This is a genomic window from Geodermatophilus normandii (assembly GCF_003182485.1).
GTDB lineage: Bacteria > Actinomycetota > Actinomycetes > Mycobacteriales > Geodermatophilaceae > Geodermatophilus > Geodermatophilus normandii.
On the sequence record NZ_QGTX01000001.1, the window covers coordinates 3,403,708 to 3,429,187 of the forward strand.

At 73.9% G+C, this 25,480-nt stretch carries 20 protein-coding genes; 11 read left to right on the forward strand and 9 right to left on the reverse strand.

The genetic code is table 11. The annotated features are described in order from the left end of the window. The first annotated feature begins 17 nt into the window (after positions 1 to 17). Complete coding sequence (locus tag JD79_RS16510; protein WP_110006407.1) at positions 18 to 1,460, forward strand: aldehyde dehydrogenase family protein; 1,443 nt, start codon at positions 18 to 20, stop codon at positions 1,458 to 1,460. A gap of 90 nt (positions 1,461 to 1,550) precedes the next feature. On the opposite strand, the gene JD79_RS16515 is transcribed toward JD79_RS16510, so the two are convergent. The 4 genes from JD79_RS16515 to JD79_RS16530 are packed head-to-tail and all read right to left on the reverse strand — an operon-like array spanning position 1,551 to position 6,486. Continuing rightward, positions 1,551 to 2,996, reverse strand: coding sequence for a gamma-aminobutyraldehyde dehydrogenase (locus tag JD79_RS16515; protein WP_110006408.1), 1,446 nt, complete (start codon positions 2,994 to 2,996; stop codon positions 1,551 to 1,553). A 40-nt stretch (positions 2,997 to 3,036) separates the two neighbouring features. Continuing rightward, the gene (locus tag JD79_RS23140; protein WP_211308015.1) at positions 3,037 to 3,435 is read right to left on the reverse strand and encodes a hypothetical protein; all 399 of its coding nucleotides are present in this window, start codon (positions 3,433 to 3,435) and stop codon (positions 3,037 to 3,039) included. Next, positions 3,422 to 4,987, reverse strand: a complete 1,566-nt coding sequence (locus JD79_RS16525) for an FAD-binding oxidoreductase (RefSeq protein ID WP_110007788.1) — start codon at positions 4,985 to 4,987, stop codon at positions 3,422 to 3,424. Before JD79_RS16525 ends, JD79_RS23140 begins: the two co-directional genes overlap by 14 nt. An 8-nt stretch (positions 4,988 to 4,995) precedes the next feature. Then, positions 4,996 to 6,486: a (Fe-S)-binding protein gene (locus JD79_RS16530; protein ID WP_211308016.1), complete on the reverse strand. Its 1,491-nt coding sequence runs from the start codon at positions 6,484 to 6,486 to the stop codon at positions 4,996 to 4,998. 128 nt (positions 6,487 to 6,614) lie between these two features. Between JD79_RS16530 and JD79_RS16535 the strand changes: the two genes are divergently transcribed. From JD79_RS16535 to JD79_RS16565, 7 genes are all read left to right on the forward strand, one after another. Beyond that, positions 6,615 to 7,397 carry a FadR/GntR family transcriptional regulator gene (locus JD79_RS16535; protein ID WP_211308017.1) on the forward strand — a complete coding sequence of 261 codons (783 nt, stop codon included), beginning with the start codon at positions 6,615 to 6,617 and terminating at the stop codon, positions 7,395 to 7,397. Further along, a complete protein-coding gene (locus JD79_RS16540) occupies positions 7,394 to 8,110 on the forward strand; it encodes a cache domain-containing protein (protein ID WP_110006409.1) in 717 nt (238 codons plus the stop codon). Before JD79_RS16535 ends, JD79_RS16540 begins: the two co-directional genes overlap by 4 nt. Positions 8,111 to 8,253: 143 nt before the next feature. After that, positions 8,254 to 9,795: an APC family permease gene (locus tag JD79_RS16545; protein WP_211308018.1), complete on the forward strand. Its 1,542-nt coding sequence runs from the start codon at positions 8,254 to 8,256 to the stop codon at positions 9,793 to 9,795. Continuing rightward, positions 9,792 to 10,838 (forward strand): LLM class flavin-dependent oxidoreductase, encoded by a 1,047-nt coding sequence (locus tag JD79_RS16550; protein WP_110006410.1) that lies wholly within the window; start codon positions 9,792 to 9,794, stop codon positions 10,836 to 10,838. Before JD79_RS16545 ends, JD79_RS16550 begins: the two co-directional genes overlap by 4 nt. Before the next feature lie 97 nt (positions 10,839 to 10,935). Then, positions 10,936 to 12,189, forward strand: a complete 1,254-nt coding sequence (locus JD79_RS16555) for a PucR family transcriptional regulator (RefSeq protein ID WP_110006411.1) — start codon at positions 10,936 to 10,938, stop codon at positions 12,187 to 12,189. A 201-nt stretch (positions 12,190 to 12,390) separates the two neighbouring features. Then, on the forward strand, positions 12,391 to 12,789 hold the full coding sequence (locus tag JD79_RS16560) for a N,N-dimethylformamidase alpha subunit family protein (protein ID WP_110006412.1): 399 nt from the start codon (positions 12,391 to 12,393) through the stop codon (positions 12,787 to 12,789). Next, positions 12,782 to 15,100 (forward strand): N,N-dimethylformamidase beta subunit family domain-containing protein, encoded by a 2,319-nt coding sequence (locus JD79_RS16565; RefSeq protein WP_110006413.1) that lies wholly within the window; start codon positions 12,782 to 12,784, stop codon positions 15,098 to 15,100. The genes JD79_RS16560 and JD79_RS16565 overlap by 8 nt, the downstream gene beginning before the upstream one ends. 40 nt (positions 15,101 to 15,140) lie before the next feature. On the opposite strand, the gene JD79_RS16570 is transcribed toward JD79_RS16565, so the two are convergent. Beyond that, positions 15,141 to 16,643, reverse strand: a complete 1,503-nt coding sequence (locus JD79_RS16570; RefSeq protein WP_211308019.1) for a helix-turn-helix domain-containing protein — start codon at positions 16,641 to 16,643, stop codon at positions 15,141 to 15,143. A gap of 148 nt (positions 16,644 to 16,791) precedes the next feature. Between JD79_RS16570 and gabT the strand changes: the two genes are divergently transcribed. Both gabT and JD79_RS16580 read left to right on the forward strand, forming a co-directional pair. Continuing rightward, on the forward strand, positions 16,792 to 18,147 hold the full coding sequence (gene gabT / locus JD79_RS16575; protein ID WP_110006415.1) for a 4-aminobutyrate--2-oxoglutarate transaminase: 1,356 nt from the start codon (positions 16,792 to 16,794) through the stop codon (positions 18,145 to 18,147). Positions 18,148 to 18,326: 179 nt separating this feature from the next. Next, positions 18,327 to 18,818 (forward strand): Lrp/AsnC family transcriptional regulator, encoded by a 492-nt coding sequence (locus tag JD79_RS16580; RefSeq protein WP_110006416.1) that lies wholly within the window; start codon positions 18,327 to 18,329, stop codon positions 18,816 to 18,818. A gap of 172 nt (positions 18,819 to 18,990) precedes the next feature. Here JD79_RS16580 and JD79_RS16590 read toward each other — a convergent pair whose 3' ends face one another. From JD79_RS16590 to speB, 3 genes are read right to left on the reverse strand one after another with little or no spacing between them, the layout of a single operon-like run. After that, positions 18,991 to 19,230, reverse strand: coding sequence for a hypothetical protein (locus JD79_RS16590; RefSeq protein ID WP_110006418.1), 240 nt, complete (start codon positions 19,228 to 19,230; stop codon positions 18,991 to 18,993). Beyond that, the gene (locus JD79_RS16595; RefSeq protein ID WP_110006419.1) at positions 19,230 to 21,182 is read right to left on the reverse strand and encodes a primary-amine oxidase; all 1,953 of its coding nucleotides are present in this window, start codon (positions 21,180 to 21,182) and stop codon (positions 19,230 to 19,232) included. The genes JD79_RS16590 and JD79_RS16595 overlap by 1 nt, the downstream gene beginning before the upstream one ends. Next, positions 21,179 to 22,219, reverse strand: a complete 1,041-nt coding sequence (gene speB, locus JD79_RS16600) for an agmatinase (protein WP_110006420.1) — start codon at positions 22,217 to 22,219, stop codon at positions 21,179 to 21,181. Before speB ends, JD79_RS16595 begins: the two co-directional genes overlap by 4 nt. Before the next feature lie 438 nt (positions 22,220 to 22,657). On the opposite strand from speB, the gene JD79_RS16610 reads away from it, so the two are divergent. Then, positions 22,658 to 24,187: an APC family permease gene (locus tag JD79_RS16610; protein WP_110006422.1), complete on the forward strand. Its 1,530-nt coding sequence runs from the start codon at positions 22,658 to 22,660 to the stop codon at positions 24,185 to 24,187. A 71-nt stretch (positions 24,188 to 24,258) separates the two neighbouring features. Here the strand turns inward: JD79_RS16610 and JD79_RS16615 are convergent, their stop codons facing one another. Then, the gene (locus tag JD79_RS16615; RefSeq protein ID WP_110007792.1) at positions 24,259 to 25,467 is read right to left on the reverse strand and encodes a saccharopine dehydrogenase family protein; all 1,209 of its coding nucleotides are present in this window, start codon (positions 25,465 to 25,467) and stop codon (positions 24,259 to 24,261) included. Positions 25,468 to 25,480 lie beyond the last annotated feature (13 nt).

A 25,480-nucleotide genomic window follows, 5' to 3' on the forward strand; every position in this document is an offset into this window, starting at 1 on the left:
ACGCCCGAGGAGGACGCATGTCCACACCGACCACTCCCTACTGGGTCGCCGGCCGGCCGCGCACGGGCACGGACCCCGTGGAGGTCCGCTCGCCCCACGACGGCGCGGTCGCGGGCCGGACGACGACGGCGAGCGCCGAGGACGTCGAGGCGGCGGTCGCCGCCGCCCACGGGGTCCGTGCCGAGTACGCCGCGACCCCCGCCCACGTGCGCAGCGCCGCGCTGGACCACGTGTCCCGGCGGCTGGCCGAGCGCAGCGAGGAGATCGCCGCGCTGATCACGGCCGAGTCGGGCAAGCCGCTGAAGTGGGCACGCCTCGAGGTGGCCCGCGCCGTCTCGACGTTCCGCTGGGGTGCGGAGGAGGCGCGGCGCTGGTCGGGCACCCTGCAGCGCCTGGACACCGACCCGGCGGCCACCGGCCGCATGGCGCTGGTGCGGCGGGCGCCGCGCGGTCCCGTGCTCGGCATCGCGCCGTTCAACTTCCCGCTGAACCTGGTCGCGCACAAGGTCGCCCCGGCCATCGCGGTCGGGGCACCCATCGTGCTCAAGCCCGCGCCGGCGACGCCGCTGTCGGCGCTGCTGCTGGGCGAGGTCCTCGCCGAGACCGAGCTGCCGGCGGGTGCCTGGTCGGTCCTGCCGGTGCCCGACGAGGTGGCCGCGCGGCTGGTGCGGGACCCGCGGCTGCCGGTCGTCTCCTTCACCGGCTCGGTGCCGGTCGGCTGGTCGATCCGGGAGTCCGCGCCGCGCAAGCACGTGACCCTGGAGCTGGGCGGCAACGCCGCCGTCGTCGTCGCCCCCGACCAGGACGACGACGCGCTGGCCTGGGCCGCCGGCCGCATCGCCACGTTCGCGATGTACCAGGCCGGCCAGTCCTGCATCTCGGTGCAGCGGGTGTTCGCCCACCGCGACGTCGCCGGCACGCTGACCGAGCGCGTCGTCGAGGCCGTGCAGAAGCTCGTCACCGGCGACCCGACCGACGAGGCGACCGACGTCGGACCGCTGATCGACGAGCAGGCCGCCCGCCGGGTGGAGGGCTGGGTCGACGAGGCGGTGGCGGCGGGCGCCCGCGTCCTGACCGGCGGCGCCCGCGACGGCGCCTCCTACGCGCCCACGGTCCTCACCGACGTCCCCGCCGACGCGAAGGTGTCCTGCGAGGAGGTCTTCGGCCCGGTCGTGGTGCTCGATCCGGTCGACTCCGTCGACGAGGCGTTCGCGCGGGTCAACGACAGCCGCTTCGGGCTGCAGGCCGGCGTCTTCACCCGCGACCTGCAGGTGGCCTTCCGCGCGGCGCAGGTGCTGGAGGTCGGGGGCGTGGTGGTCGGCGACGTCCCGAGCTTCCGGGCCGACCAGATGCCCTACGGCGGGGTCAAGGACTCCGGCACCGGGCGCGAGGGCGTGCACGCGGCCATGGAGGACCTCACCGAGGAGCGCGTGCTGGTCCTCACCGGCATCCCGGTCTGAGCCCCCCGGCCGCTCCTGACGACCTCGGGGCGGACGGGACGCAGCGAGGCCCCCGGTCCGATCGGACCGGGGGCCTCGTCGTGCCGTGGGTCAGCTCTCGATGTTGGCCATGACGTGCTTGACCCGGGTGTAGTCCTCGAGGCCGTAGAGCGACAGGTCCTTGCCGTAGCCGGAGTGCTTGAACCCGCCGTGCGGCATCTCGGCGACCAGCGGGATGTGCGTGTTGATCCACACGCAGCCGAAGTCCAGCCGCTTGCTCATCCGCATGGCCCGACCGAAGTCCTTCGTCCACACGCTGGAGGCCAGGCCGAGGTCGACCCCGTTGGCCCAGCGCACCGCCTCGTCCTCGTCGGTGAAGCGCTGCACCGAGATGACCGGGCCGAAGACCTCCCGCTGCACGATCTCGTCGTCCTGGTGCAGGCCCGCGACCACGGTCGGCTCCACGAAGAAGCCGCGGTCGCCCTGGCGGTGCCCGCCCGCGGTGACCTCGGCGTGGTCCGGCAGCCGGTCGAGGAAGCCGGTGACGTGCGCCAGCTGGTTGGCGTTGTTCACCGGCGGCACCAGGGCGTCGGCGTCCTCGGCGCCCTTGGCGTAGGTGGTCGCGGTGGCGCGGGCCTGCTCGGTGAGCGCGGCGACGAAGTCGTCGTGGATGCCCGGGCCGGCCAGCACGCGGGAGGCGGCGGTGCAGTCCTGCCCGGCGTTGAAGTAGCCGGCGGTGGCGATCGCCTCGGCCGCGGCCTCGAGGTCGGCGTCGTCGAAGACGACGACCGGTGCCTTGCCGCCGAGCTCGAGGTGGACCCGCTTGACGTCCTTCGCCGCGGCGCCGGCGACCTCCATGCCGGCCCGCACCGAGCCGGTGATGGCCACCAGCTGGGGCGTCGGGTGCTCCACGAGCGCGCGGCCGGTGTCCCGGTCGCCGCAGATCACGTTGAGGACGCCGGCGGGGAGCACCTCGGCGGCCAGCTCGGCCAGCCGCAGGGTGGTCACCGGGGTCGTGTCCGAGGGCTTGAGGACGACGGTGTTGCCGGCCGCCAGGGCGGGGGCGATCTTCCAGACCGCCATCATCATCGGGTAGTTCCACGGCGTGACCTGGCCGACGACGCCGATCGGCTCGCGGCGGATCCAGGAGGTGTGCCCGGCCATGTACTCGGCGGCCGCCTTGCCCTCGAGAGTGCGGGCCGCGCCGGCGAAGAAGCGGATCTGGTCGACCATCGGGGGGATCTCCTCCGAGGCGGTCAGGCCGATCGGCTTGCCGGTGTTGCGGCTCTCCAGCGCCACGAGCTCCTCGGCGTGCTCCTCCACCGCGTCGGCGAGCCGCAGCAGCGCCTGCTGCCGCTCCGACGGGGTGGTGTCCCGCCAGGTCTCGAACGCGTCGGCGGCCACGCGGTAGGCGCGGTCGACGTCCTCGGCGCCCGACACCGGCGCGGAGGCGAACACCTCTCCGGTGGAGGGGTCCACCAGGTCCATCCGGCGGCCGTCGGTGACGTCGACGTGCTCCCCGCCGACGACGTTGCGCAGCTCGAGCTTCTCGCTCACCGCAGGTCCCTCTCGCTCGACAGTGGTGCTGATCCGGTCGTCATCGTGCCCCGAGACCGTCGGTCGATCCAGTACCGGGGGCGGGTACGTGCGGATTCCGCACTGCTTCCCCCGTCTGGGCCTCCGCCTCGACCTCCGCCAGCAGCTCCGACCCGGTGACCACCGTGGAGGCGAAGTGCCGGTGCATCCAGGCGAGGTGGTCGTGCCGGCTGCGCATGATCCGCAGCGTGTCCCAGTTGGGGAACACCTGCTGGAGCACGTGCACCTGCATCAGGCGCGGGTCGACCTCGTAGACGTGCTCAAACGTCGTCTGCGCGACCTCGCTGGCCCGCTGCGCCGACGGCGGGGTGTGCTGCTCGGCGAAGCGGTACGGCGCCGTGGCGGCCGGCCCGGGGTCGGCGTCGGGGGCGACGCGGCCGTCGGTCTCAACGTCCCTCATCGGTCGTGTCCCTCCCGTAGGCGCGGTCGAGCAGGTACTTGCCGGGGTTCATGACGTTGTTCGGGTCCAGCGCGCGCTTGACCTCGAGCATCACGTCGAAGCCCTTGCCGAGCTCCTGCGGCAGGAGGTCCACCTCGCCCTCGCGGCAGGAGCCGTGGCACGCGCTCATCGAGCCGCCGTGGGCGATGGCGACCGCGGCGATCTCCCGCTTGGCCTGCACCCAGGCGTCCCAGGCGGCGTCGTCGAGCCGCTGCTCCCAGATGCCCACGTCGATCTCGGTGAGGTAGTCCACGCCGGTGCTGGCCGAGGTGTAGGCGAACATGCCCCAGTCGTCGAACACGTCGGTCTTGCGGCGCAGGTCGGCGAGGATCCCGTGCCACGCCCGGCTGACCGCCGGGACGTTCGAGAAGTTGACCGCGGCGTCCTCGCAGTGCCAGGACATCGGGATGACCTGGCCGTCCTTGGTCCGCCCGTGCAGCGGCGTCGCGTACCGGTCGTGGCGGGCGGCCCAGTCACCCTCGGAGATCTCGTCGCCGAGGTAGCGGGCGCCGTGCTCCTTCGCGATGCGGAACAGCCGCTTCCCGCCGGCCCGCACCTCGTCCTCGTAGCCGTACATGACGGCGCACACCAGAGCCCGGACGTCGGCCGGCTGGGGGATGTAGGCCTCGTCGTCGCGGCGCAGGTAGGCGACCTTGTGCTCGTCGAAGAGCACCGCGCCGGCGAAGGTGGCCACCCCGGCGCGGGCGAGCGCGCCGGTGCAGGCGTGCGCGGCCTCGTAGTCGTCGAACGCCCAGAACGGCGAGAGCTCGGCCTCGGGCTTGGGGAACAGCTTGAGCGTCGCCTTCGTGGCGATGCCGAGGGTGCCCTGGTGGCCCATGAACAGGTGCTTGAGCTGGTAGCCGCTGGAGGACTTGCTGATCTTCTGGCCGATGCCGTCGCCGACGTGCAGGACCTCGCCGGTGGGCAGCACGTGGTCGAAGCTCAGCACCAGGTCGCGGGTGTGGCCGTACCGGCTGCCGATCAGCGACCAGCCGCTGGTGCCGATCCGGCCGCCGACCAGCGAGCACGGGTAGGACGCCGGGTCGTCGGGGTAGAACAGCCCGTGCTGGGCCAGCCGCTCGTTCAGCTTGAGCATGCTGATGCCGGTCCCGACCGTCACGGTCCGGTTGACCAGGTCCAGCTCGTGGATCTGGTTCATCTTCTTGACGTCGACGACGATGCCGCGGCGCATCGGCACCGCGCCGTCGGTCAGGCCGGTGCCGCCGTCGCGGGGGACGACGGGCACGCGCAGCTCGTTGGCGACCTTGACCACCGCGGCCACCTGCTCGGTGGAGGTGGGCATGACGACCACGTCGGGGACCCGCTCGGACCAGCGGTGCACGGGGAAGGGCGCCGGCACCCGGGCCCGGTTGTAGCGGTCGGTCTTGGCCAGCAGGATCTGGTCGTCGCCCAGGATCGGCCGCAGCGCGGCGACCAGCTGGTTGAGGCGGTCCTCGCTGAGCGGCTCGCGGCTGAACGGCTCGGTGCCGATGGTGGGCGTGGGCTCGGTCATCGTCATGGTCAGTGCCCCCCGCACCCGCAGCCGCCGGAACCGTTGCCGCACCCGCCGCCGCAGCCCCCGCCGCCGCAGCCGCCGCGGCTGCTGCCGGAGGTCCGCCGCGCCCGGCCCGGGACGCCGGTGCGCTCCTGGGCGAGCCGGCGGTCGCCGACGTCGCCGCGGGAGCCGCCCACCGTGATGCCGAGCGACTGGGCGAACAGCTCGTGCAGGTCGACGACGTCGATGTCCTCCGCGTCACCGGCCTCCGACAGCGGCCGCTCCGACCACGGGCAGGCGCTGACGAGGGTGTCGACGTCGAGCTCGGCGGCCCGCTCGAGGCGCATCGCGCTGATCTTGGCGGTGAGCTCGGGCTTCTCGATGGGGAGGCCGCCACCGCCGCCGGAGCAGTAGGACCACTGGGTCACCCGGTCGACGTCCTCGAAGCGCAGGCCGGGGATGGCTCGCAGCAGCTCGCGCGGCTCGGCCCAGATGCCCTTGCGCTTGTTGAGACGACACGGGTCGTGGTACGTGATCGCCCGGTCCACCGGCACCGACGGGGTCAGCCGGCCCTCGCGGAGCAGCTGGGCCAGGACCTCGATGACGAGGACGACCTCGATGTCGAACTCCTCGCCGAAGTACTTCGGGTAGTCCTCGGTGAAGCTGATGTAGTCGTGCGGGTCGAGTACCAGCAGCCGCTTGGTGCCCGTGGCCCGCCAGTCGTCCAGGTTGTGCCGGGCGAACCGCTTGGCCTGGTCGGCGTAGCCCATCTCGGCAGCCGGGCCGCCACAGCACCACTGCTCGCCCATCAGGCCGAACTCGTACCCGGCCATCTGCAGCATCTGGGCGACCGCGCGCGGCACCGAGGTGCGGTAGAAGGCGGCCTCGCAGTCGACGAAGAGGACGGTCTCGCCGCCGATCGGGATGTCCAGGCCCTCGGCCCAGTCGCGCACCTTCTCCTGGCTCACCGGGGTCTCGCCCAGCACCGGCTCGTGGGTGCGCAGGTCGGTGCGCTCGTTCCAGATCTGCCAGCTCGGCTGGTGCACGCCGCTCTCGACCGCGAGCGACCGCACCGCCTTGACGACGTCGACCGTGCGGGTGCGGAACCGGTAGAAGTCACCGGTGAACAGCGTGTTCGGGCAGCGCAGCTCGCAGGCACCGCACTGGGTGCAGTTGACGTAGTCGGCGGCGATGTCCTCGATGCCGAGCTCGCCGCGCTCCATCGCGACCACGTTGGCGTGGAACGCGGTGGGCGTCCACGACTCGTTGCGCTCGACCTGGGTGACCGGGCACACCTCGCGGCAGAACTTGTGGCCCGAGGAGAAGCAGTTGTAGGAGGTGTTGCGCCACTGCTCGACGAACGCGGCCGTCTTCGGGTCCTGGTTCGGCGGGGGCACGGGCCCGGCGAGCGTCTCCGGGTAGTCGGCGAGCTCCGGGGGGTTCGACGGCGCCCCCGGGGTGAAGGGGTGGGAGAGGGCGTCGGCCCCCTGCGCCCGTTCGGGCTGGACCTGTGTCACGTCGTGCTCCTCGTCACAGGGCGGCTGGGGTCTGCGTCACGGTAACCACTAAAACCTATGGGATCAACGGTTAAGCCGGGGCTACGTCGGTGTCACACTCGTGGTCGTCCCGATCACAGGAGGCGAGCGTGCAACTGCTCAGCGGTGATGCGCGGCGCGCCGTCTTCGCCCCCCTCGACGACGGCGCCCTGCGCAGCGAGGCCGTGGTCCGCCGGGTCGGGAGCGCCATCGGGCTCGGCCTGCTGGGCGACGGCGAGCAGCTGCCGACCGAGGCCCACCTCGCCACCATGCTCAACGTCTCGACCGTGACCCTGCGCGAGGCGCTGGCCGAGCTGCGCAAGCTGGGGCTGGTGGAGACCCGCCGGGGCCGCGGCGGCGGCAGCTTCGTGCGCTCCCGGGACGACGTGCTCGCCGAGCTCGCCGACGCCCGCCTGGAGGAGCTCGGGACCGCGGACCTGCGGGAGCTCGGCGACGTGCACGGCGCGGTCGCGGCGGCCGCGGCGCGCCTGGCGGCGTCCCGGGCCTCCCGCACCGAGATCGCCCGCCTGCGGGACATCGTCGACCGGCTGGCGTCGGCGGAGACGGTGACGGGGCAGCGGCGGACGGACGGCCGGTACTACATCGAGCTGGCCGCCTGCGCCCAGTCGGTGCGGCTGACCATGCAGGAGATGGACCTGCACCTCGAACTGAGCCAGCTGCCGTGGCCGCCGGCGCACGCTCCCGGACTGCTCGACGTCATCGTGGCCGGCCACCGCGCCGTGGTGGACGCCATCGAGGACCGCGACGCCGCGCGGGCCCGGACACTGGCCGAGTCGCACGTCGAGACCCGGACGCTGTGGGCCATCGAGCTGCGGCTGCAGCGTCTCGAGGCGGCCACGGCGTCCGGCGGCGAGCAGCGGGCGGTCTCGTGAGCCCCGGGCGCGGCGACGAGGTCGCGCGTGTCGGCGCGGCCGTGTCCACCGTCGTCGAGCAGGTCTTCGCCACGGTCGCCCGGGTGCGGGACGCGGCGCTGCGCTCCCTCGAGCGCGAGGGGACGCCCTCCGCCGCGCTGCTGCCGGCCGGGACGCGGGAGCTGCTGCACGAGCCCGGGCAGCTCGCCGTCGGTCTCGGGCTGGTCGTGGCGCCGCGGCCGGAGGCGGGACTCCCGCTGCGGTTGGAGTGGTGGCAGGTCGACCCCGGCGACGGCTCCTCGCGCGCCCTGGAACCGGACCTGCGGCCGACCAGCCTGGGCTACTACGACTACACGGCCGCCGAGTGGTTCGACGTCCCGCGGCGGACCGGACGTCGGCACGTCGTCGGTCCCCACGTCGACGTCCACGGCACCGGCCGCTACCTGCTCACGCTGACCGAGCCGGTCGGAGCGGGGAGACGGTTCGCCGGCGTGGCCGGGGCCGACGTCCCGGTGCGCCGGTTCGAGACGCACCTGCTGCGCACCCTCGGGCCACTCCCGGCGCCGTTCGTGCTGGTCAACGACGAGCAGCGGGTGGTCCTCTCGACCGCGCCACGGTGCCTCGTCGGCAGCCTGCTGCCGCCGGACGCGGGCGCGCCGGGCGAGGGCGCCCGGATCCCGGGCGTGCCCTGGCGACTCCTGCTCGTGCACGGCGGGCGCCTGCCCGTCGGCTGAGGTCCGGCGCAACGTGCAGGCAACAGAAACACAACACGGGACGTCTTGTCCTGTGAACTCTGGCTCTATAGGTTTTCGCCGACCTCGTGGCCTGGGGCACACCGTGTCCGTCGGCAGGCCCGTTCCCGAGTCGAGGAGACCCCGTGACGCCACCCGGAGGCCGGGCCGCCGGCAGTGCCGACGACGCCCAGCTCGCCGCACTGGGCTACACCGGTGAGTTCGAGCGCAGCATGGGGCTGTGGGCCAACATGGCCCTGGGGTTCACGTACCTGTCCCCGCTGGTGGGCGTGTACTCGCTGTTCGCCTACAGCCTGTCGATCGGCGGCCCGCCGGCGATCTGGTGGATCGTCATCGTCGGCGTCGGCCAGTTCCTCGTCTCGCTGGTGTTCGGCGAGGTGGTGTCGCAGTATCCGCTGGCCGGCGGCATCTACCCGTGGACACGGCGGCTCTGGAACCGGCGCTACGCCTGGATCGTCTCGTGGGTCTACATCTGGGCGATCATCGTCACCGTCACGTCGGTGGCCGAGTTCGGCGGGGGCTTCGTCGCCGCGCTGTTCGGCATCGAGGCCACGCCCACGGTGGCCCTGCTGACCGCCGTGGCCCTGCTGGTCCTCGCCTTCGCCATCAACTACAGCGGCACCCGCACCCTGGCCCGCATCGCCAAGATCGGGCTGGCCGCGGAGCTGGTCGGGGTCATCGCCCTCGGCCTGTTCCTGCTCCTCTTCCGCCGTGAGCAGCCGTTCTCCGTCTTCTTCGACACCCTCGGCGCCGGAGGCGACGCGGCCTACGTCGGCACCTTCCTCGCCGCGGCCCTGTCGGGGCTGTTCCTCTTCTACGGCTTCGAGGCCTGCGGGGACGTCGCGGAGGAGGTCGCCGACCCGACCCGGCGCATCCCGCGGGCGATGATGCTGACGATCGTCGTCGGCGGCGTCTCCGGCCTGCTGTCCTACGCCGGCTACGTGCTGGCCGCCCCGGACGGTCAGCTGCAGGCGATCATGGCCGGCGAGGACGTCGACCCGATCCCGACGATCCTCGAGAGCGCGCTCGGCACGGTGGGGTCCAAGGTCTTCCTCGTCGTCACCGTCGTCGCGTTCGTCTCCTGCGTGCTCTCGCTGCAGGCGGCCGGCAGCCGGCTCCTCTACGCCTTCGCCCGCGACCGCATGCTGCCCGGCAGCGCCTGGCTGTCGAAGGTGTCCGCCAGGCACGCCGTCCCCACCAACGCGCTGCTGGTGGTCTGTGTCGTGCCGGTGCTCATCTGCCTCTTCGTGTTCTGGCGGCCCGACAGCCTGGCCCGCGTGACCGCGTTCGCCGTCCTCGGCATCTACATCGCCTTCCAGGCGGTCGTGCTGGCCGCGCTCCGGCAGCGGCTCAAGGGCTGGCGGCCCGCCGGCCTGTGGAACCTCGGCTCGGCCGGGCTCGTGGTCAACGTCCTCGCCCTGGCCTACGGCGTCTTCGCGATCGTCCTGCTGCTGCGGCCGGCGCCGGGCACCGAGACCTTCCTCGACCGCTGGATCGTCGCCATCGGCCTGGCGATCGTCGCGGGCACCGGGCTGCTCTACCTGTTCCTGGCCCGCCCGGACCGGCACTCTGCCCACGTCCCCGAGGGCGACGCCCGCGAGGTGGCCGCCCAGCTCCAGCAGATCCGGCGGGACGCCGCTGTCCCGGTGAGTGAGGAGATCCGATGAAGTTCAGCTACGCGATGCTGCCCGACTACTCCCTCGAGGAGTCGCTGCGGGCCATCGAGCTCGCCGACGAGCTCGGCTTCCACGCCGTGTACGCCGCCGACGAGACCTGGCACAAGGACCTCTGGCTGCTCTTCGCCGCCGCGGCCGCCCGCACCTCCCGGATCCGGATGGGGCCGAGCGTGTCGTCGGTGACCCTGCGGGAGCCCTCGCTGATCGCGCAGGCCGCGGCGACGCTGGACGAGCTGAGCGGCGGCCGGGCCGAGGTCGTGCTGTCCAGCGGGAACTTCGGGCTGCTCGCGCAGTACAAGCTCGACTGGAAGGAGATGAAGCCGCTCTCGCGCACCATCGAGGGCGTGCACGTCGTTCGGACGCTGCTCGACGAGGGCACGATCACCTTCGACGGCGAGTTCTTCCGCTACGACGGGCTGTTCACCTTCGCCCGGCCGGTGCAGGAGCGGGTGCCGGTGAAGATGGGCGCCATGCGGGGGCCGCGGTCGTTCGAGGCCGCGGCGCAGTACTCCGACGGGTGCCACCAGGCGCTCAGCTACAGCCGGCAGGCCTACGAGTACGCGGCCGAGCACTTCCGGGCCGGCGCCGAGAAGGCCGGCAAGGACTGGACGACGATGGACTTCGGCGCCTGGGTCGTCCTCGCCGTGGGCCGGGACTCGGCGGCGGCGAAGGAGGCGGCCCGCAGCATGGTGGGCATCTACGCCTCCTCCATGCCGGCCGAGCAGCTCGCCCGGCACGGCGTGGACCCCGACCAGCTCACGCCCATCGTCGAGGCGATCGCCGGCGGCGACCTCGCCCGCGGCATCGAGCTGACCACGCCGGAGCTGACCGACAAGCTGTCCTTCTCCGGCACGCCGGAGGAGGTGACGGCGAAGATCAAGGAGATCGAGCCCGCCGGCGTCAACCACGTCATCGCCGCGATCAACGACGCGTCGATCGTCAAGGCCTTCACCGGCCGGGAGCTGCCGGGGGTGGCGACGGTCGAGGAGCAGCTGCACCTGCTCCACGACGAGGTCATGCCCGCCTTCGCCTGATGGTGGCCGGACCCGTGCGCGGTCGCCCGCGCACGGGTCCTCCGCGGCCCGGGGCGGCGCGCACGAGGAGGGGACGCTGAGCGCCGAGCTCGGGACGGTGTGGGGCGCGTGGCCCCCGGCCGTCGAGGACTGGGCGGACGCGGTCGCCACGGTGGCCGCCCAGCTGCTGCTCGAGGTGCCCCGGCTGACCGAGGAGCTGGTGGCCGAGCTGCTCGCCCGCTTCGACGACGACCTCGTGCGCGACCGGCAGGAGACGGCGGCCCTCGAGGCCAGCGTCACCGACAACCTGCACACGATGTTCCGGATGCTGGCGCACCGGGTGCCCAGCGCCGGCCTGACCCTGCCGCCGAGTGCGCTGGCCTGGCCGCGCCGGCTGGCCCACGACGGGGTCTCGCCGCACGCGCTGCAGCCCATCTACTACGTCGGCCACCAGCTGATCTGGCGTCGCTGGGTCTTCCCCCGCCTGGCCGCGGCGGGGCTGCCCGCGGCGGAGCTGGCCCGCGCCGTCGAGCACGCCGAGAGCGAGCTCTTCGACTACCTCGACCGGGCCGCCCAGCGGGTGCTGGCCGAGTACGAGGACGAGCTGGCCGCCCCCGGCCCCGGCGGACCGCGCGCCCGCGAGCAGGCGGTGCTGGGCCTGCTCGCCGGGCAGGTGCCCACCGACCGCGAGGTCGCCGAGCTCGGTTACCCGGTGTCCTCCACCCACCAGGCGGTGGTCGTCTGGCGCGACTCGCGGGTGCCGCAGGGCGTCTCCGCGCTGCACCCGACCAGCGTGGCCGAGCGGCTCTGCCGGAGGCTGGGTCGCCGCTACCTGCTGCTGGACCGCGGGCCGAACGAGACCTGGGGCTGGGTGGAGGTCCAGGGCGAGGGCGCGTCCGCTCCCGGCCCGGTGCTCGGCCTCGGCGACGTCGGCGACGTGCACGTCGCCATCGGCCAGGCCGCGCACGGGGTGGCCGGCTTCCGGGTCACCCACGAGGACGCCGGGCGGGTGCAGGTCGCCGTGGCCCGGGCGCGGCGTCCCGCGCCGACGATCACGCACTACACCGAGATCGCCCTGGTGACCCTGCTCACCGCCGACCAGGCCGCGGCCGCCGACTACGTCCGCCGCCAGCTGGGCGGGCTGGCGGCCGACGGCGCAGAGACGGCGCGGCTGCGGCAGACCCTGCGGGTGTTCCTCGGCTCCGGCGGCAGCCACGCCCGGACGGCCGACGAGCTGGGCATCCACCGCAACACGGTCCGCTACCGGGTGCAGCGGGCCGGGCAGCTGCTGGGGCGGCCGGTGCAGCACGCCGGTTCCGAGCTGCACAACGCCCTGCTCATCACCGAGTGGCTGGCCCGTCCAGGAGCCTGAGCGGGCCGGTGTGGGCGCACCACGTGCGGTGTGCGCCGAGCACAAGCGTGCCGCACAGGTGGTGCAGCCGGGCCGATGTCGCGGAACCGCGGCGTCCCTAGCGTGTGTGGCATCCCCTCCTGCCGCCGCGGCGCGCGACCGGCGTCGTGTGCCCGGCCGCGTCGTCCCCGCGGACGGCGCCCCCAGAAACGGAGAGCAGCGATGCCCCTGTCCGATCCGACCGCGACGCGGGACAAGTCCGAGGACTGGCTGGCGGAGTTCCGCCGGCGGCGCGTCGAGGCCCTGCGGCCGCTGGTGACGCCGGAGCTGGTGGAGGCCCACCGGGCCAACCCGCGCGGCCCGCACAGCCACGAGCTGAACCTGGTCCTCAACTTCGTCCGCGGACCTGCCGAGCCCATGGACGGCAAGCCGTTCGTGCACCTGCGGGTTCCCTACACCGAGTACGGGCTGGCCCTCATGCAGGGCCGCGGCGAGCCGGTCGTGCACGTCGAGGGCGCCCCGTACGCCAGCGAGACGGAGGCGGTGCACGCGGCCTTCCTGCAGCGGCTGGCCGCGCACGGGCTCGACGGCGCGCTGCGCGAGGAGGACGGCGATGTCTGAGCTGTTCATCCGCGGCTACTGCGACCGCCCCAGCGTCGCGCCGGGCGAGGTCGTCCGCTTCTACGTCAGCACCGACGAGCCGGCTCCCTTCACGGCGCGGCTGGTGCGCATCGGCTCCGCCGAGCAGCCGGCGGGGGACGACGCCCGGACCCGCGTCTCCGACGGGGAGCACGAGGACCACGTGACGTTCACGCCGGTCGGCTCGGACGTCGACGGTGAGCACGCCGGGCGTCCGCAGCGGACGCAGATCGGCGGGCACGTCGTCGTCCCCGACGAGCGCGGTTCCCTCGCCGGCACCGAGGGCCTGACCGTGCACGCCTTCGTGTGGGCCACGACGCCGCAGAAGAGCCAGGGGGTGGTGAGCCGCTGGGACGACGCCTCGGGCAGCGGCTGGGCGCTCACGCTCGAGGACGGCTTCCCGACCCTCACGGTCGCCGACGGCGCGGGCGGGCGGGCCGTCGTCCGCAGCGACCGGCGGCTGTTCCCCGAGGTCTTCTACTCGCTGCTCGCCGGGTTCGACCCCGGCTCCGGTGAGCTCTTCCTGGAGCAGCGGGTCAGGCTCACCCGGACCAACAGCCGGCTGGGTCTCGTGGTGCCGCTGGACTCCGACGCCGACGCGACGGCCCGCGCCACGGTGACGGTCACCGAGCCCGCCGTCCCCGTGGTCCTCGCCGGCGTCACCGAGGAGGTCGCCGACGGGCGGACCTGGGTCACCCGGCTGTTCAACGGCAAGCTGGACTCCCCGAAGGTGCTGCGCGGCGCGGTGCCGCGCGAGCAGCGGGACGCGCTGCACACCGGCGACGTGCCCGGCGCCGCCGAGCTGTTGGCGCACTGGGACTTCACCCGGCAGACCACCCCCGACGGCGTGGCCACCGACGACGTGACGGACGTGTCCGGCTCGGGCCTCGACGGCCGCTGCGTCAACCAGCCGGACCGGGCGATGACCGGGTGGAACTGGGACGGGCACGAGGAGAACTACCTGCACTGCCCGGAGCAGTACGGGGCCGTCTGGTTCCACGACGACTCGCTCGACGACTGCTCCTGGACCGACCCGCTGGAGCTGCGGGTGCCCGACGACCTGCGCAGCGGTGCCTACGCGCTGCTGGTGACCTCGGGTGGGCGCGAGGACCAGATCCCCTTCTTCGTGCTGCCCCCGCGCGGGACGGCGACCGCCCGCATCGCCGTCCTGGTCCCGACGCTGAGCTACCTGGCCTACGCCAACAGCCAGGACATGCAGAACGCGCCGACCGCGCAGGCGATCATGGGCGTGTTCACCAGCATCGAGGACCGTGATCTCGAGCTGCACCGCGACCCGCGGTACGGGCTGTCGACGTACGACTACCACGCCGACGGCCGGGGCGTGCAGTACAGCTCGTGGCGCCGCCCGCTGCTGAGCATGCGGCCCCGGTACCGGCACGAGTTCGGCTCCCTGTGGCAGTTCCCGGCGGACATGCAGCTGCTCGGCTGGCTGGAGACCTCCGGGTTCGCGTACGACGTGATCACCGACCACGACCTGCACGCCGAGGGCGTGGAGCTGCTCCGCCGCTACAAGGTGGTGCTGACCGGCACGCACCCGGAGTACTACAGCGGGCCGATGATGGACGCCTGGGAGGACTACCTGGCCACCGGCGGCCGCGGCATGTACCTGGCCGGCAACGGCTTCATCTGGGTCACCTCGGTGCACCCCGACAAGCCCTGGATGATCGAGGTCCGCAAGGGCGAGACCGGCACGCAGGCGTGGCGTGCCCGGCCCGGGGAGTACCACCACGAGTTCAGCCCGGAGCGCGGCGGCATCTGGCGGATGCGCGGGCGGGCGCCGCAGAAGACGTGGGGCACCGGCATGAGCTCGCACGGGCTCGACGTCTCCACCGGCTACGTGCAGCTGCCCGACGCCCGTGACCCGCGGGTCGCCTGGATCCTGGACGGCATCGGCCCCGACGAGGTGATCGGCGACTTCGGGCTGGTGAACGGCGGAGCGGCGGGCCTGGAGATGGACATCTACGACCTGTCCCTGGGCACCCCGCCGCACGCGATGCTGCTGGGCAGCTCGCACGGGCACAGCGTCAACGCGGTGCTCGTGCCCGAGGAGCAGTTCTTCCCGCACGCGGGGATGAACGGCATCGAGCACCCCCGGATCCGCGCGGACCTCGTCTACTTCACGACGCCGGAGGGGGGCGCCGTCTTCAGCGCCTCCTCGATGACGTGGTGCGGCAGCCTCCCCGTGCGCAACGGCGACAACAACGTCTCCCGCATGACGGCCAACGTCCTGCGCCGGTTCGCCGCCGACGGGCCGGTGGAGGAGCTGGTCTGACCGGGCCGCCGGCGCCCGGGCACGCACCCGGCGCCGGCGGTCAGTCGCCGGTGGCGTTCAGGGCGACCCAGAGCTCGGCGCGGACGCCGGGGGAGTCGAGGTCGCGCCCGAGCAGCTCCTCGGCCCGCCGGATGCGCTTGCGCAGCGTGTGCCGGTGCACGCCCAGGCGGGCCGCGGCCGGCTCCCACTGGCCGTGCGCGGCCAGCCAGACCCGCAGCGACTCGACCAGGTCGCCGGGTCCGGCCCGGTCGGCGGTGACCAGCGGCGCGAGGGCTGCCTCGGCGAAGGCGCCGGTGGCCGCCGGGTCCAGCAGCGCGGTCAGGCCCTGCCCGGCGAGGTCGGCGAAGGCGGTCACCGCCCGGCCGGACGCGCGGCCGTGCGCCGCCGCCTGGCGGGCCTGCCGCACGCCGTCGGCCAGCCGCGCCCACGGCACCGGCGGCGCGGTGCCCACCACGGCGCCGGGCACCCGGCCGGGCAGGTCGGCGAGCCGGTCGACGAGCGGGCCGCCGGCCGACACGAGGACGACGAGGGCGTCGTCGACCTCCGCGGCGAGCACGGGCTCGCGGGCGGACGACGCCGCGTCGGCCGCGACGTCGACGGCGGCGGCCCGCTGCTCCGCGCTGCCCAGCACGGCCAGTGCGAGCACCGGCTCGGCCGGCAGCCGCTCGCCGAGCGCCTCGACCACCGGGACGGCCGCGGCGGTCTGCCCGGCCAGCAGCAGTCGCAGGATCGCCGCGCGCAGCGCCGCGGTGCCGCTGTCGAGCGCCCGGGACTGCTCCAGCCGCAGCGTCAGGAGCAGCGCGGCGGCGTTCACCACGTGCCGGTCGCCCGGCGAGAAGGGCTCCGGCCGCCCGACCGCGAGGAGACCGCGCACCCGGGAGCCGGTGCCCAGCGACTGCAGCAGCACCGTCTCGCCGGGCTGGGTGAGCGCGGCGCCGGCCGGCGGGCGGGCGGTGCGCAGCCGGTCGACGGCGCCGGCCAGGGCGCCCGCCCGCGACCGCGCACCGGCCGGGGCGGCCTCCAGCGGGGTCCCGGCGGCGTCGAGCAGCAGCGCCCAGCCGCCGAGGTGCCGGGCCAGCCGGTCGATGACGGTCCCCGGGGCGCCCGGCCCGACCGCGGCGCGGGTGAGCTCCCGCTGGACGGTCGAGGTCCGGGTCACCGCCGCGTACTCCTCGGCGGCGAGCGCGCTCGAGACCGTCCGCGACAGCGCGATGAACGGCGTCTGCCGGGGCACCTCGAGCACGGCCAGCCCGTGCTCGTCGGCCGCGGCCGGCAGGTCGGGCGGCACCTGCGCGTGGGTCAGCCCGGTGCCCAGGCCCAGCCCCACGACCCCGGCACCGGCCAGCCGGCGCACGTACTCCGCGGCCATCCCGGGGGTCAGCGCCAGGCCGGTGGTGAGCAGCAGTTCGCCGCCCTCCAGGAACGGCGTGGGGTCGGCCAGCTCGCTCACGTGCACCCAGGAGACCGCCCGGTCGACCGGCGCGCTGCGGGTGTGCAGGGTCAGCTCCAGCGACGCGGTCCCCAGCAGGGTCGCGACGGTCACCGGCACGGCGGGCCCCCTCGACGAAGTGGACACCCGGACGTCCTCGGAGTGCCGATCCGGACGGTACCGGGAGAGACGTGCGCCACCCACCCTGGGAGGCGAGGACCTCCCCGGACCGGGGGAGGCGGGCACCCGCGAGGAGACAGCGATGACCGACCTGCTGACCGACCACGGCACCGTCGTCCAGGAGCGGCGGCTGGTCACCGAGATCCCCGGCCCCCGCTCCCGCGAGCTCGGCGCCCGCCGGTCGGCCGCGGTGACCTCGGCCGTGGGCAGCGTCCTGCCGGTCTACGTCGAGCGCGCCGCCGGCGGCGTGGTCGTCGACGTCGACGGCAACTCCTTCATCGACCTGGGCTCGGGGATCGCCGTCACCAGCGTCGGCCACGCCGCGCCCGAGGTCGTCGCCGCCGTCCAGGCGCAGGTCGCCGCCTTCACCCACACCTGTTTCATGGTCGGGCCCTACGAGGGCTACGTCGCCGTCGCCGAGGAGCTCGACCGGCTGACCCCCGGCGACCACGAGAAGCGCTCGGCGCTGTTCACCTCCGGCGCCGAGGCCGTGGAGAACGCGGTCAAGGTGGCGCGGGTGGCCACCGGCCGCTCCGCCGTCGTCGTGTTCGACCACGCCTACCACGGCCGCACCAACCTCACGATGGCCCTGACCGCGAAGAACATGCCCTACAAGCACGGCTTCGGGCCCTTCGCCGGTGAGGTCTACCGGGTGCCGATGTCCTATCCGTTCCGGGACGAGGCCGGGATGACCGGCGCGCAGGCCGCCGCGCGGGTCCTCGACCTCGTCGAGACGCAGATCGGCGCGTCGAACGTCGCCGCCGTCCTCATCGAGCCGATCCAGGGCGAGGGCGGCTTCGTCGTCCCGGCGCCGGGCTTCCTGCCGGCCCTGGCCGAGTGGTGCACGCGCTCGGGCGCGGTGTTCATCGCCGACGAGGTGCAGACCGGCTTCTGCCGCACCGGGGACTGGTTCGCCGCCGAGCACGAGGGCGTCGTCCCGGACCTGGTCGCCACCGCCAAGGGCATCGCCGGCGGGCTGCCGCTCGCCGGGCTGACCGGTCGCGCCGAGCTCATGGACGCCGTGCACACCGGCGGGCTCGGTGGCACCTACGGCGGCAACCCGGTGGCCTGCGCCGCCGCGCTGGCCAGCATCCGCACCATGCGGGAGCTGGACCTCAACGCCGCCGCCCGCGCGATCGAGGCCACCATGCTGCCGCGGCTGCGCGCGCTGCAGGAGCGCAGTGGCGTGGTCGGTGACGTCCGCGGCCGCGGCGGCATGCTGGCCGTGGAGCTGGTGCGCCCGGGGACTCGCGAGCCCGACCCGGCCCTGACCACCGCGATCTCCAAGGCCTGCCACGCCGAGGGCGTCATCACCCTGACCGCCGGCACGCACGGCAACGTGCTGCGCTTCCTGCCCCCGCTGGTCATCGGGCAGGACCTGCTGGCCGAGGCGCTCGACGTCCTCGACGCCGCCTTCGACGCGCACGCGGGGGCGTGAGCGCGCCGGCCGCTGCCCGCCGGCGTCGTGCCGGTCACCGCGTGGCGGCGGCCGGGCGCGCCGGCCCGTCGGCGCCGCCGGGTGAGCCTCCCCGCGAGGAGAGCGCCGGGCTCCCGGGTGGTCGTTACCATCCGGGAGCCCGGGGTCACCGGGCCGACACGACCGAGGCGGGAGGCAGGGTGAGCACCCGTCGGCAGGTGGTCCTCGACGACGTCTCGCGGGCGATCATCGAGCAGCTGCAGGAGGACGGCCGCCGTCCCTACGCCCGCATCGCCGCGGCGGTGGGACTGTCGGAGGCCGCGGTGCGGCAGCGCGTGCAGCGGCTGCTCGACGCCGGGGTCATGCAGATCGTCGCGGTCACCGACCCCCTGCAGGTCGGCTTCTCCCGGCAGGCGATGGTGACCGTCCGGACCGAGGGTGACCCCCGCTCCGTCGGCGACGCGATCGCCGCCCTGCCCGAGGTCATCTACGTGGTGGTCACCGCGGGCCCGGCCGACCTCCTGGTGGAGGTGGTCGCCGAGGACGACGACCAGCTGCTGGGCACCGTGGCCCGGATCCGCGCCGTCGAGGGCGTCACGTCCACCGAGACCCACCTGTACCTGGGGCTGCGCAAGCAGACCTACGCCTGGGGGACCCGCCGTCCCGAGCTCCCGCCCGCCGCCGGCATCTGACCCGGCCGGCAGCGGACCGGCACGTCGGTCCCCACGGCCCAGCGCGTCAGGCCCAGCAGCACGCCGAGGCCGGCGAGGAGCAGCAGCACCCCCGGCGCCCAGGTCCCCGCGTCCGGAGCCGTCGGCCCGTCGTGCGCGTGCCCCGCAGGTGCCAGCAGGGCATGGGCGAGCATCAGCGCCGCCACCCCGACGTGCCCGCCCACGCCGCCGCCGACGGGCGGCGCCACAGGTGCACGGCGCAGCCCAGGCAGGCGGCCGCGAGCGCCAGGGAGACGGTGGCGCCTCCGCCGGGGACGGCCGGTCCGAGCAGCGGCAGGTGCAGCAGCGCGGACACCGTCGCCACCCCCGCCGCGGTGGCGGCCAGCAGCTGCGGCCCGCCGGAGCGGCCCGCAGCTGCCGGTCGCCCGTGCATCAGGAGCAGTGCCCCGATCCCGACGACGGCACGTCGAGGGCCGGGTTGCGGTCGAAGAACCCGACCGGCTTCAGCTCGAAGGAGAAGACGTCGACCGGCATGACCGGCCAGTCCTCCGGGCGCGGCACGTGGTGGATGCCGAAGACGTGCCAGAGCACCAGGTCGGTGTCGACCAGCGGGCGGTCGGCCTCCTGCCACTGCGGGAGCCCCTCGTCGCGGCGGCTCTGGTTGCAGAACTCGCCGGAGGGCCAGCGCTCCTCCTCGTCGAACCGGCTCACCCACACCGGGTGGTCGATGACCTGCGCCCGCTGCCGGAACGGCGCGCTCGGGTCGGCCAGGGACGGGATCGCCGAGTTCGGGTACAGCTTGTAGCCCGGCGCCGTCCCCAGCCGGTTCGGCTTCGTCCGGTTGACCACCGTGAACGAGCGCTGGCTGGCGAAGTCGACGTCCAGGCGCCCCTGCGCCTCGCTCTCCACCGGGTGGCTGCGGGTCACCACGGCCAGGCCGTACGGGTTGTCCTCCGTGACCGGCAGCGCCTCGCTCTCGGTGACGACGACGGTGTTCTCCGGGCCGTCGACCTCCATGTCCAGCCGCGCCACGACGAAGTGCTGGTGGATCGGCGCGTAGGTCTGCTCGTCGACGACGGTGCCGTAAGGCGGCGGGCTGCCCGCGAACGCGCTGGTCACCATGATCCCGGTGGCGCGGACCTCGCACTGGACGGTGCCGTCCTGGTAAAAGCGCCAGTAGGTCAGGTACTCGTAGTTGGCCACCGTGGCGTGGAAGGAGACGACCATCCGCCGCGACCGGCGGACCTCGGCGCCGGCCTGCTCGTCGACGTGCTTCCACAGCACGCCGTCGTCCTCCTCGTGCAGGCAGATCGCGTTCTCGATCGTGTACGGCTCGCCGCGGGTGTCGTGCAGGACGGCGTCGACGTAGGTGATGTCGCCGAGGCAGTCGCAGCCGAGCGTCAGCGAGGTGGTCATGAAGCCCAGGCCCCACTCGCCGATGTCGAAGGCGGTGCGCCGGTGGTGGTCGGGGCTCGGGTCGCGGTAGGGGACGACCATCTCGGCGAACGACATCCGGTGCGCCACGGGCCGCCCGTCGTACTCGAGCCGGTGGATCACCAGTCCCTCGCGGTGGTTGAAGCCGAGCCGCATCGTCCACTTCTGCCAGCGCAGCTCGTGTCCGTCGAGGTCGAAGGAGACGCCGTCGGGCTGGGTGATCTCCAGGGCCCGGACGTCGGTGCGCTGCCGCAGGCCCGGCACCAGCGAGGGCAGGTACTCGCCCATGACCGCGGGCTGCGCCGGGGGTGGGGTGTCCTCGACCTGCAGCAGCTCCATCGTGTTCAGGTCGACGACGAAGTGCAGGCCCGCGACCGGGTTGGCGTAGGGGTTGCCGTTCGGGACGGACCGCCGCCAGACGTCGGTCCAGCCCACCCGGCGGTCCTGCAGCCCCTGGGGGATCAGCGAGTGGCCGTAGGCCCACGTGTCGATGAGCACCAGGTCGAGGTCGGTGATGCCGCGCTCGGCCAGCGCCGCGACGACGTCGGGGTGCTTGATGAGCACCTCGTGCGCCTCGTGCCACTCGTCGAGGGTCATGTTCGCCTGCTGCCCCGGCACCGCCTCCCAGGAGAGGACGGCGTCGTCGGTGAGCGACACGACCGCCTTGTAGGGGACGCCCTCGTCCCGGCTCCAGGCGGTGACCCGGGCCTCGCGGCGGATCGGGTCGCCGGGGCGGAACGCGCGGACGACGTCCTTGGCCGGCTCGCGCAGCTCGACGGAGGCGAACCGCCACCGCTCGTCGACCCCCCGGTCGCGGCGCAGGACCGCGGCGGCGGCGCGGAACTCGTCGGCGGTCAGCGGGTCGAGCGGGTGCGGGGTCCCGGCGCCGGCCGGGCGGCCGGTGCTGCCGGAGCTCCCGGCGCTGTGGCAGGACGGCGCGTGCTCGGTCATGACGGGTCCTCCGGGGCGGTGTCGGGGCGGTGGGCGAGCAGGGGGAGGGACGGGTCCCAGCGGGTGCCGTCCCGGGCGTCCCGGCGGCGCCGGGCGATCGCCGACAGCGCCTCCAGGACCACCCGGTTGGCCAGCGCCGCGGTGATGTCGGCGTGGTCGTAGGGCGGGCTGACCTCGACGACGTCGACCCCGACGACCGGCAGCTCCAGGCAGGTGCGGCGCACCGAGTCCAGCAGCTGCCGGGCGGTCAGCCCGCCGGGCTCGGGGGTGCCGGTGCCGGGGGCGTGCCCGGGGTCGCAGACGTCGATGTCGACGGAGAGGAAGACGCCCTCGCACTCGTCGGTGGCGATGCCGAACGCCTCGGTCAGGCACTCCTCGAGCCCGCGGTGCACGATCTCGGTCATCTCGTAGGAGCGCATGCGCTGCGCGGCCATCCAGTCCAGCGTCTCCGGCGGCGGCCAGTAGCCGCGCAGGCCGATCTGCAGGAACCGGTCACCGCGCAGCGCGCCGGACTCGATGAGCCGGCGCATCGGCTGCCCGTGCCCCCACAGGGAGCCGAACTCGATGTCCCCGGTGTCGGCGTGCGCGTCGAAGTGGATCATCGAGACCCGGCCGTGGCCGAGGGCGTTGGCCACGCCCTTGGCGTCGGCGAAGGCGATCGAGTGGTCCCCGCCGAGGACGACGGGGACGGCGCCGGCGCGGGCCACCGTCTCGACCGCGGCCTCGAGTGCCGGCAGTGCGGTCTCGATGTCCCCGGAGTACATCTCGACGTCGCCGGCGTCGAGCACCCGCAGGTCGCGCAGCCCGTCGGTGCGCAGCGCGAGGCTGGGACGGGAGCCGTCGTGCGGGAGGTAGTCGGTCATCCGGATGGCCTGCGGGCCGAACCGGGTGCCCGGACGGTGGGAGGTCCCCCCGTCGAAGGGAGCGCCGAGGACGACGACGTCGGCACCCGCGTAGGACGCCGGGTCGTCGAGGTCGCAGCGGTCCACGCCGAGGTAGGTGATGTCGGGCCCGTACTGGGCGCCATAGCGCGTCATCGCGGCGGAGGTCCGATCAGTCGTGCGGTCCGGGCTGGCCGCAGGGTACGGCTCCATCGTGACGACCGGATCCGTGCTGTCAAGCCGCCCGTCCGACGGTTTCCCGTGCGATCGTCCTCGGGACGTTCGGCTTCCGTGGACGTCGCTGCGATCCGCGCGTGGACCCGTGCCTGGGGCCCCCGGCGGGCGCCCCGGCGGTCCGTGCCACGGCGACGGAAGGGGCGGCGGTGACGGCCGACACGCGCACGAAACAGTCGTCGGGCAGGGTCTGCGCACCGGGATCCGTCGACCCGGCCGTGCCGAACCGTCGTTCCGGCGGCGGCCGGGTGTACACGACGGACTCTTCCCCGGGCAGGACGGTCACCTGATCGTCTCGGATGTGACCCGGTGCACAGGCCGGGTCGTGCTGCGCCGCCCGGCGCGACGAGGAGGACGTGGATGAGCGTGGACGAGCGATCGGTGGGCGCCGGCGCCGACCTGAGGTCGAAGGGTCTGTCGAGCAACTCGGTGGGGCTGCTGGCCAGCGTGGTCCTCGGCATCTCGAGCATCGCGCCGGTGTACGCGCTGACCGCGACGCTCGGCCCGACGGTGACCGAGGTCGGCCTGCAGATGCCGGCCGTCTTCCTCGTGGGCTTCATCCCGATGCTGCTGGTGGCCTACGGCTACCGGGAGCTGAACCGGGTCGCGCCGGACTGCGGCACCTCGTTCACCTGGGCCACCAAGGCCTTCAACCCCTACGTCGGCTGGCTCTGCGGCTGGGGTGCGCTGCTGGCGACGGTCATCGTGCTGTCGAACCTGGCCGGGGTCGCCGTCTCCTTCTTCTACCTGCTGATCGGTGAGATCACGGGGTCGGAGTCGATCGGCGCCCTGGGCGACGACCGGCTCGTCAACGTGCTGACCTGCGTCGTCTTCGTCGCGCTGGCGACCTGGGTGACCTACCGCGGGGTGGAGGCCACCAAGCGGCTGCAGTACACGCTGGTCGGCTTCCAGATGGCGGTCCTGCTGCTGTTCGTCGTCCTCGCGCTGGTGAAGTCCGGCTCGGCGCCCGGCGGCATCCCCTTCGAGTTCTCCTGGCTGGACCCGACGGCGGTGGGCTCGTTCAGCGCCTTCACCGCGGGCCTGTCCCTCTCGCTGTTCATCTACTGGGGCTGGGACACCTGCCTGACGGTCAACGAGGAGACGACCGGCTCGGCGCGGACCCCGGGCCGCGCGGCGCTGGTGACGATCGCCGTCATCGTGCTCACCTACCTGGTCGCGGCCATCGCGGTGCAGGTGTACGCCGGCGTCGGCACCGAAGGCACGGGGCTGGGCAACCCGGACACCGGGGACAACGTCTTCGCCGCCCTCGCCGGCCCGGTCCTGGGCCCGGGCCTGGCGTTCCTGCTCTTCCTCGCGGTCGTCGCGAGCTCGGCGTCGTCGCTGCAGACCACCTTCCTCCCGCCGACGCGCACGCTGCTGGCCATGGCCACGTACGGGGCGCTGCCGCAGCGGCTGGCCGACGTGCACCCCCGCTACCGGGGCCCGTCGACGGCCACGCTGGTCGCCGGCGTCGCGACGGCGCTGTTCTACGTCGGGATGACGCTGATCAGCGAGAACGTGCTCATCGACACGATCTACGCGCTCGGCCTGATGATCTGCTTCTACTACGGCCTCACCGCCTACGCCTGCGTCTGGTACTTCCGCCACGAGCTGCGCCGCAGCGCCAAGGACCTGCTGGTCAAGGGCGTCATGCCGCTGCTCGGCGCGCTCATGCTGACCGCGGTGTTCGTCCAGACCGCGATCGACACCCTCGACCCGGCCTACGGCAGCGGCTCGTCGGTGTTCGGCCTGGGCAGCGTTTTCGTGATCGGCATCGGGCTGCTGCTGCTCGGCGCGGTGCTCATGCTCGCCTGGCGGGCCCGGCACCCGGAGTTCTTCCGGGGACAGACCCTGCGCCAGGACACGCCCTCGCTGGTGTTCGACGAGTAGGGGAGCCGCACCCCCGCGAGGGGACTCCCGGCGGCCGGCGCCGGCACCGGGGTCCCCGCGCGCGCGGGCGCTCAGCCGCCCTCGCGCAGGCCCCAGGGCGAGCCGTAGGAGGTCAGCAGGTCCAGGAACGGAACGGCGTCGAACGCCTCCGGGCCGAGCACCCCGGTGCCGCGCCACCGCCCGGTCGCGAGCAGCTCGAGGGCCACCACGGGGTTGACCGCCGTCTGCCAGACCACCGCCTGCGACCCGTACTCGGCCATCGACCAGGCGTTGTCGACCACGTGGTACAGGTACACCCGACGGGGCCGCCCGTCGGTGCCCGTGCCGCTCACCCACAGGCCCGCGCAGGTCCGCCCGGTCATCAGGTCGCCGAGGGAGCCGGGGTCCGGCAGGGCCGCGGCGACCAGGTCGCGCGGCGCGACCTCGACGTCGCCCACGCGCACGGGGGTGGTCGAGTCCAGGCCGGTCTCGTGCAGCACCCGCAGCACCTCGATGACGTGCGCGCCGAGGCCGTACTTGAACGTGACCCGGCGGGCGTCGACCCAGCGCGGCATGAGGAGCACCTCCTCGTGCTCCACGTTGACGCACTCCACCGGGCCGATGCCCTCGGGGAAGTCGAAGACCTCCGGCTCGCTGAAGGGCTCGGTGGTGTACCAGCCCCGGTCCCGCTCCCACACGACGGGCGGGTTGAGGCACTCCTCGATCGTCGTCCAGACGTTGAACGACGGCGCGAACGCGTGCCCCCGCACGGTCAGGTCGGCGCCGTCGCGGACGCCGAGCTCGTCGATGTCGCTGAACAGGTGGTCGGCGGCGTAGCGGGCGAACACGTCGGACAGGCCCGGCTCCACCCCCATGCCGACCAGCGCCAGCCGCCCCGCCGCCTCCCACTCGGCCGCCAGCGCGAACTGCTCGTCGCCCAGCTTCACCCCGGTCTCCTCGTACGGCCGCTCGGGGTGCGGGCGCGACAGCGACATCGCCATGTCCAGGTAGTCGACGCCGGCCGCCAGCGACGCGCGGAACAGCGGCATGACGAACCGGGGGTCGGTCGCGTTGAGGACGACGTCGCACCCGTGCACGCCGACCAGGGCCCGGACGCCGGCCTCGTCGGAGGCGTCGACCCGGGCGGCGAGCAGGCGCGCGTCGCCGGTCGCGGCGACGGCCTTCCCCGCCCGGGCCGGGTCGAAGTCGGCGACGACGAGGCGCTCGACGAAGTCGCGGCGCGCCGCGATGGCCGCCACCGCGGTGCCGACGCCGCCGGCGCCCACCAGCAGGATGCGCATGTCCACCTCCACG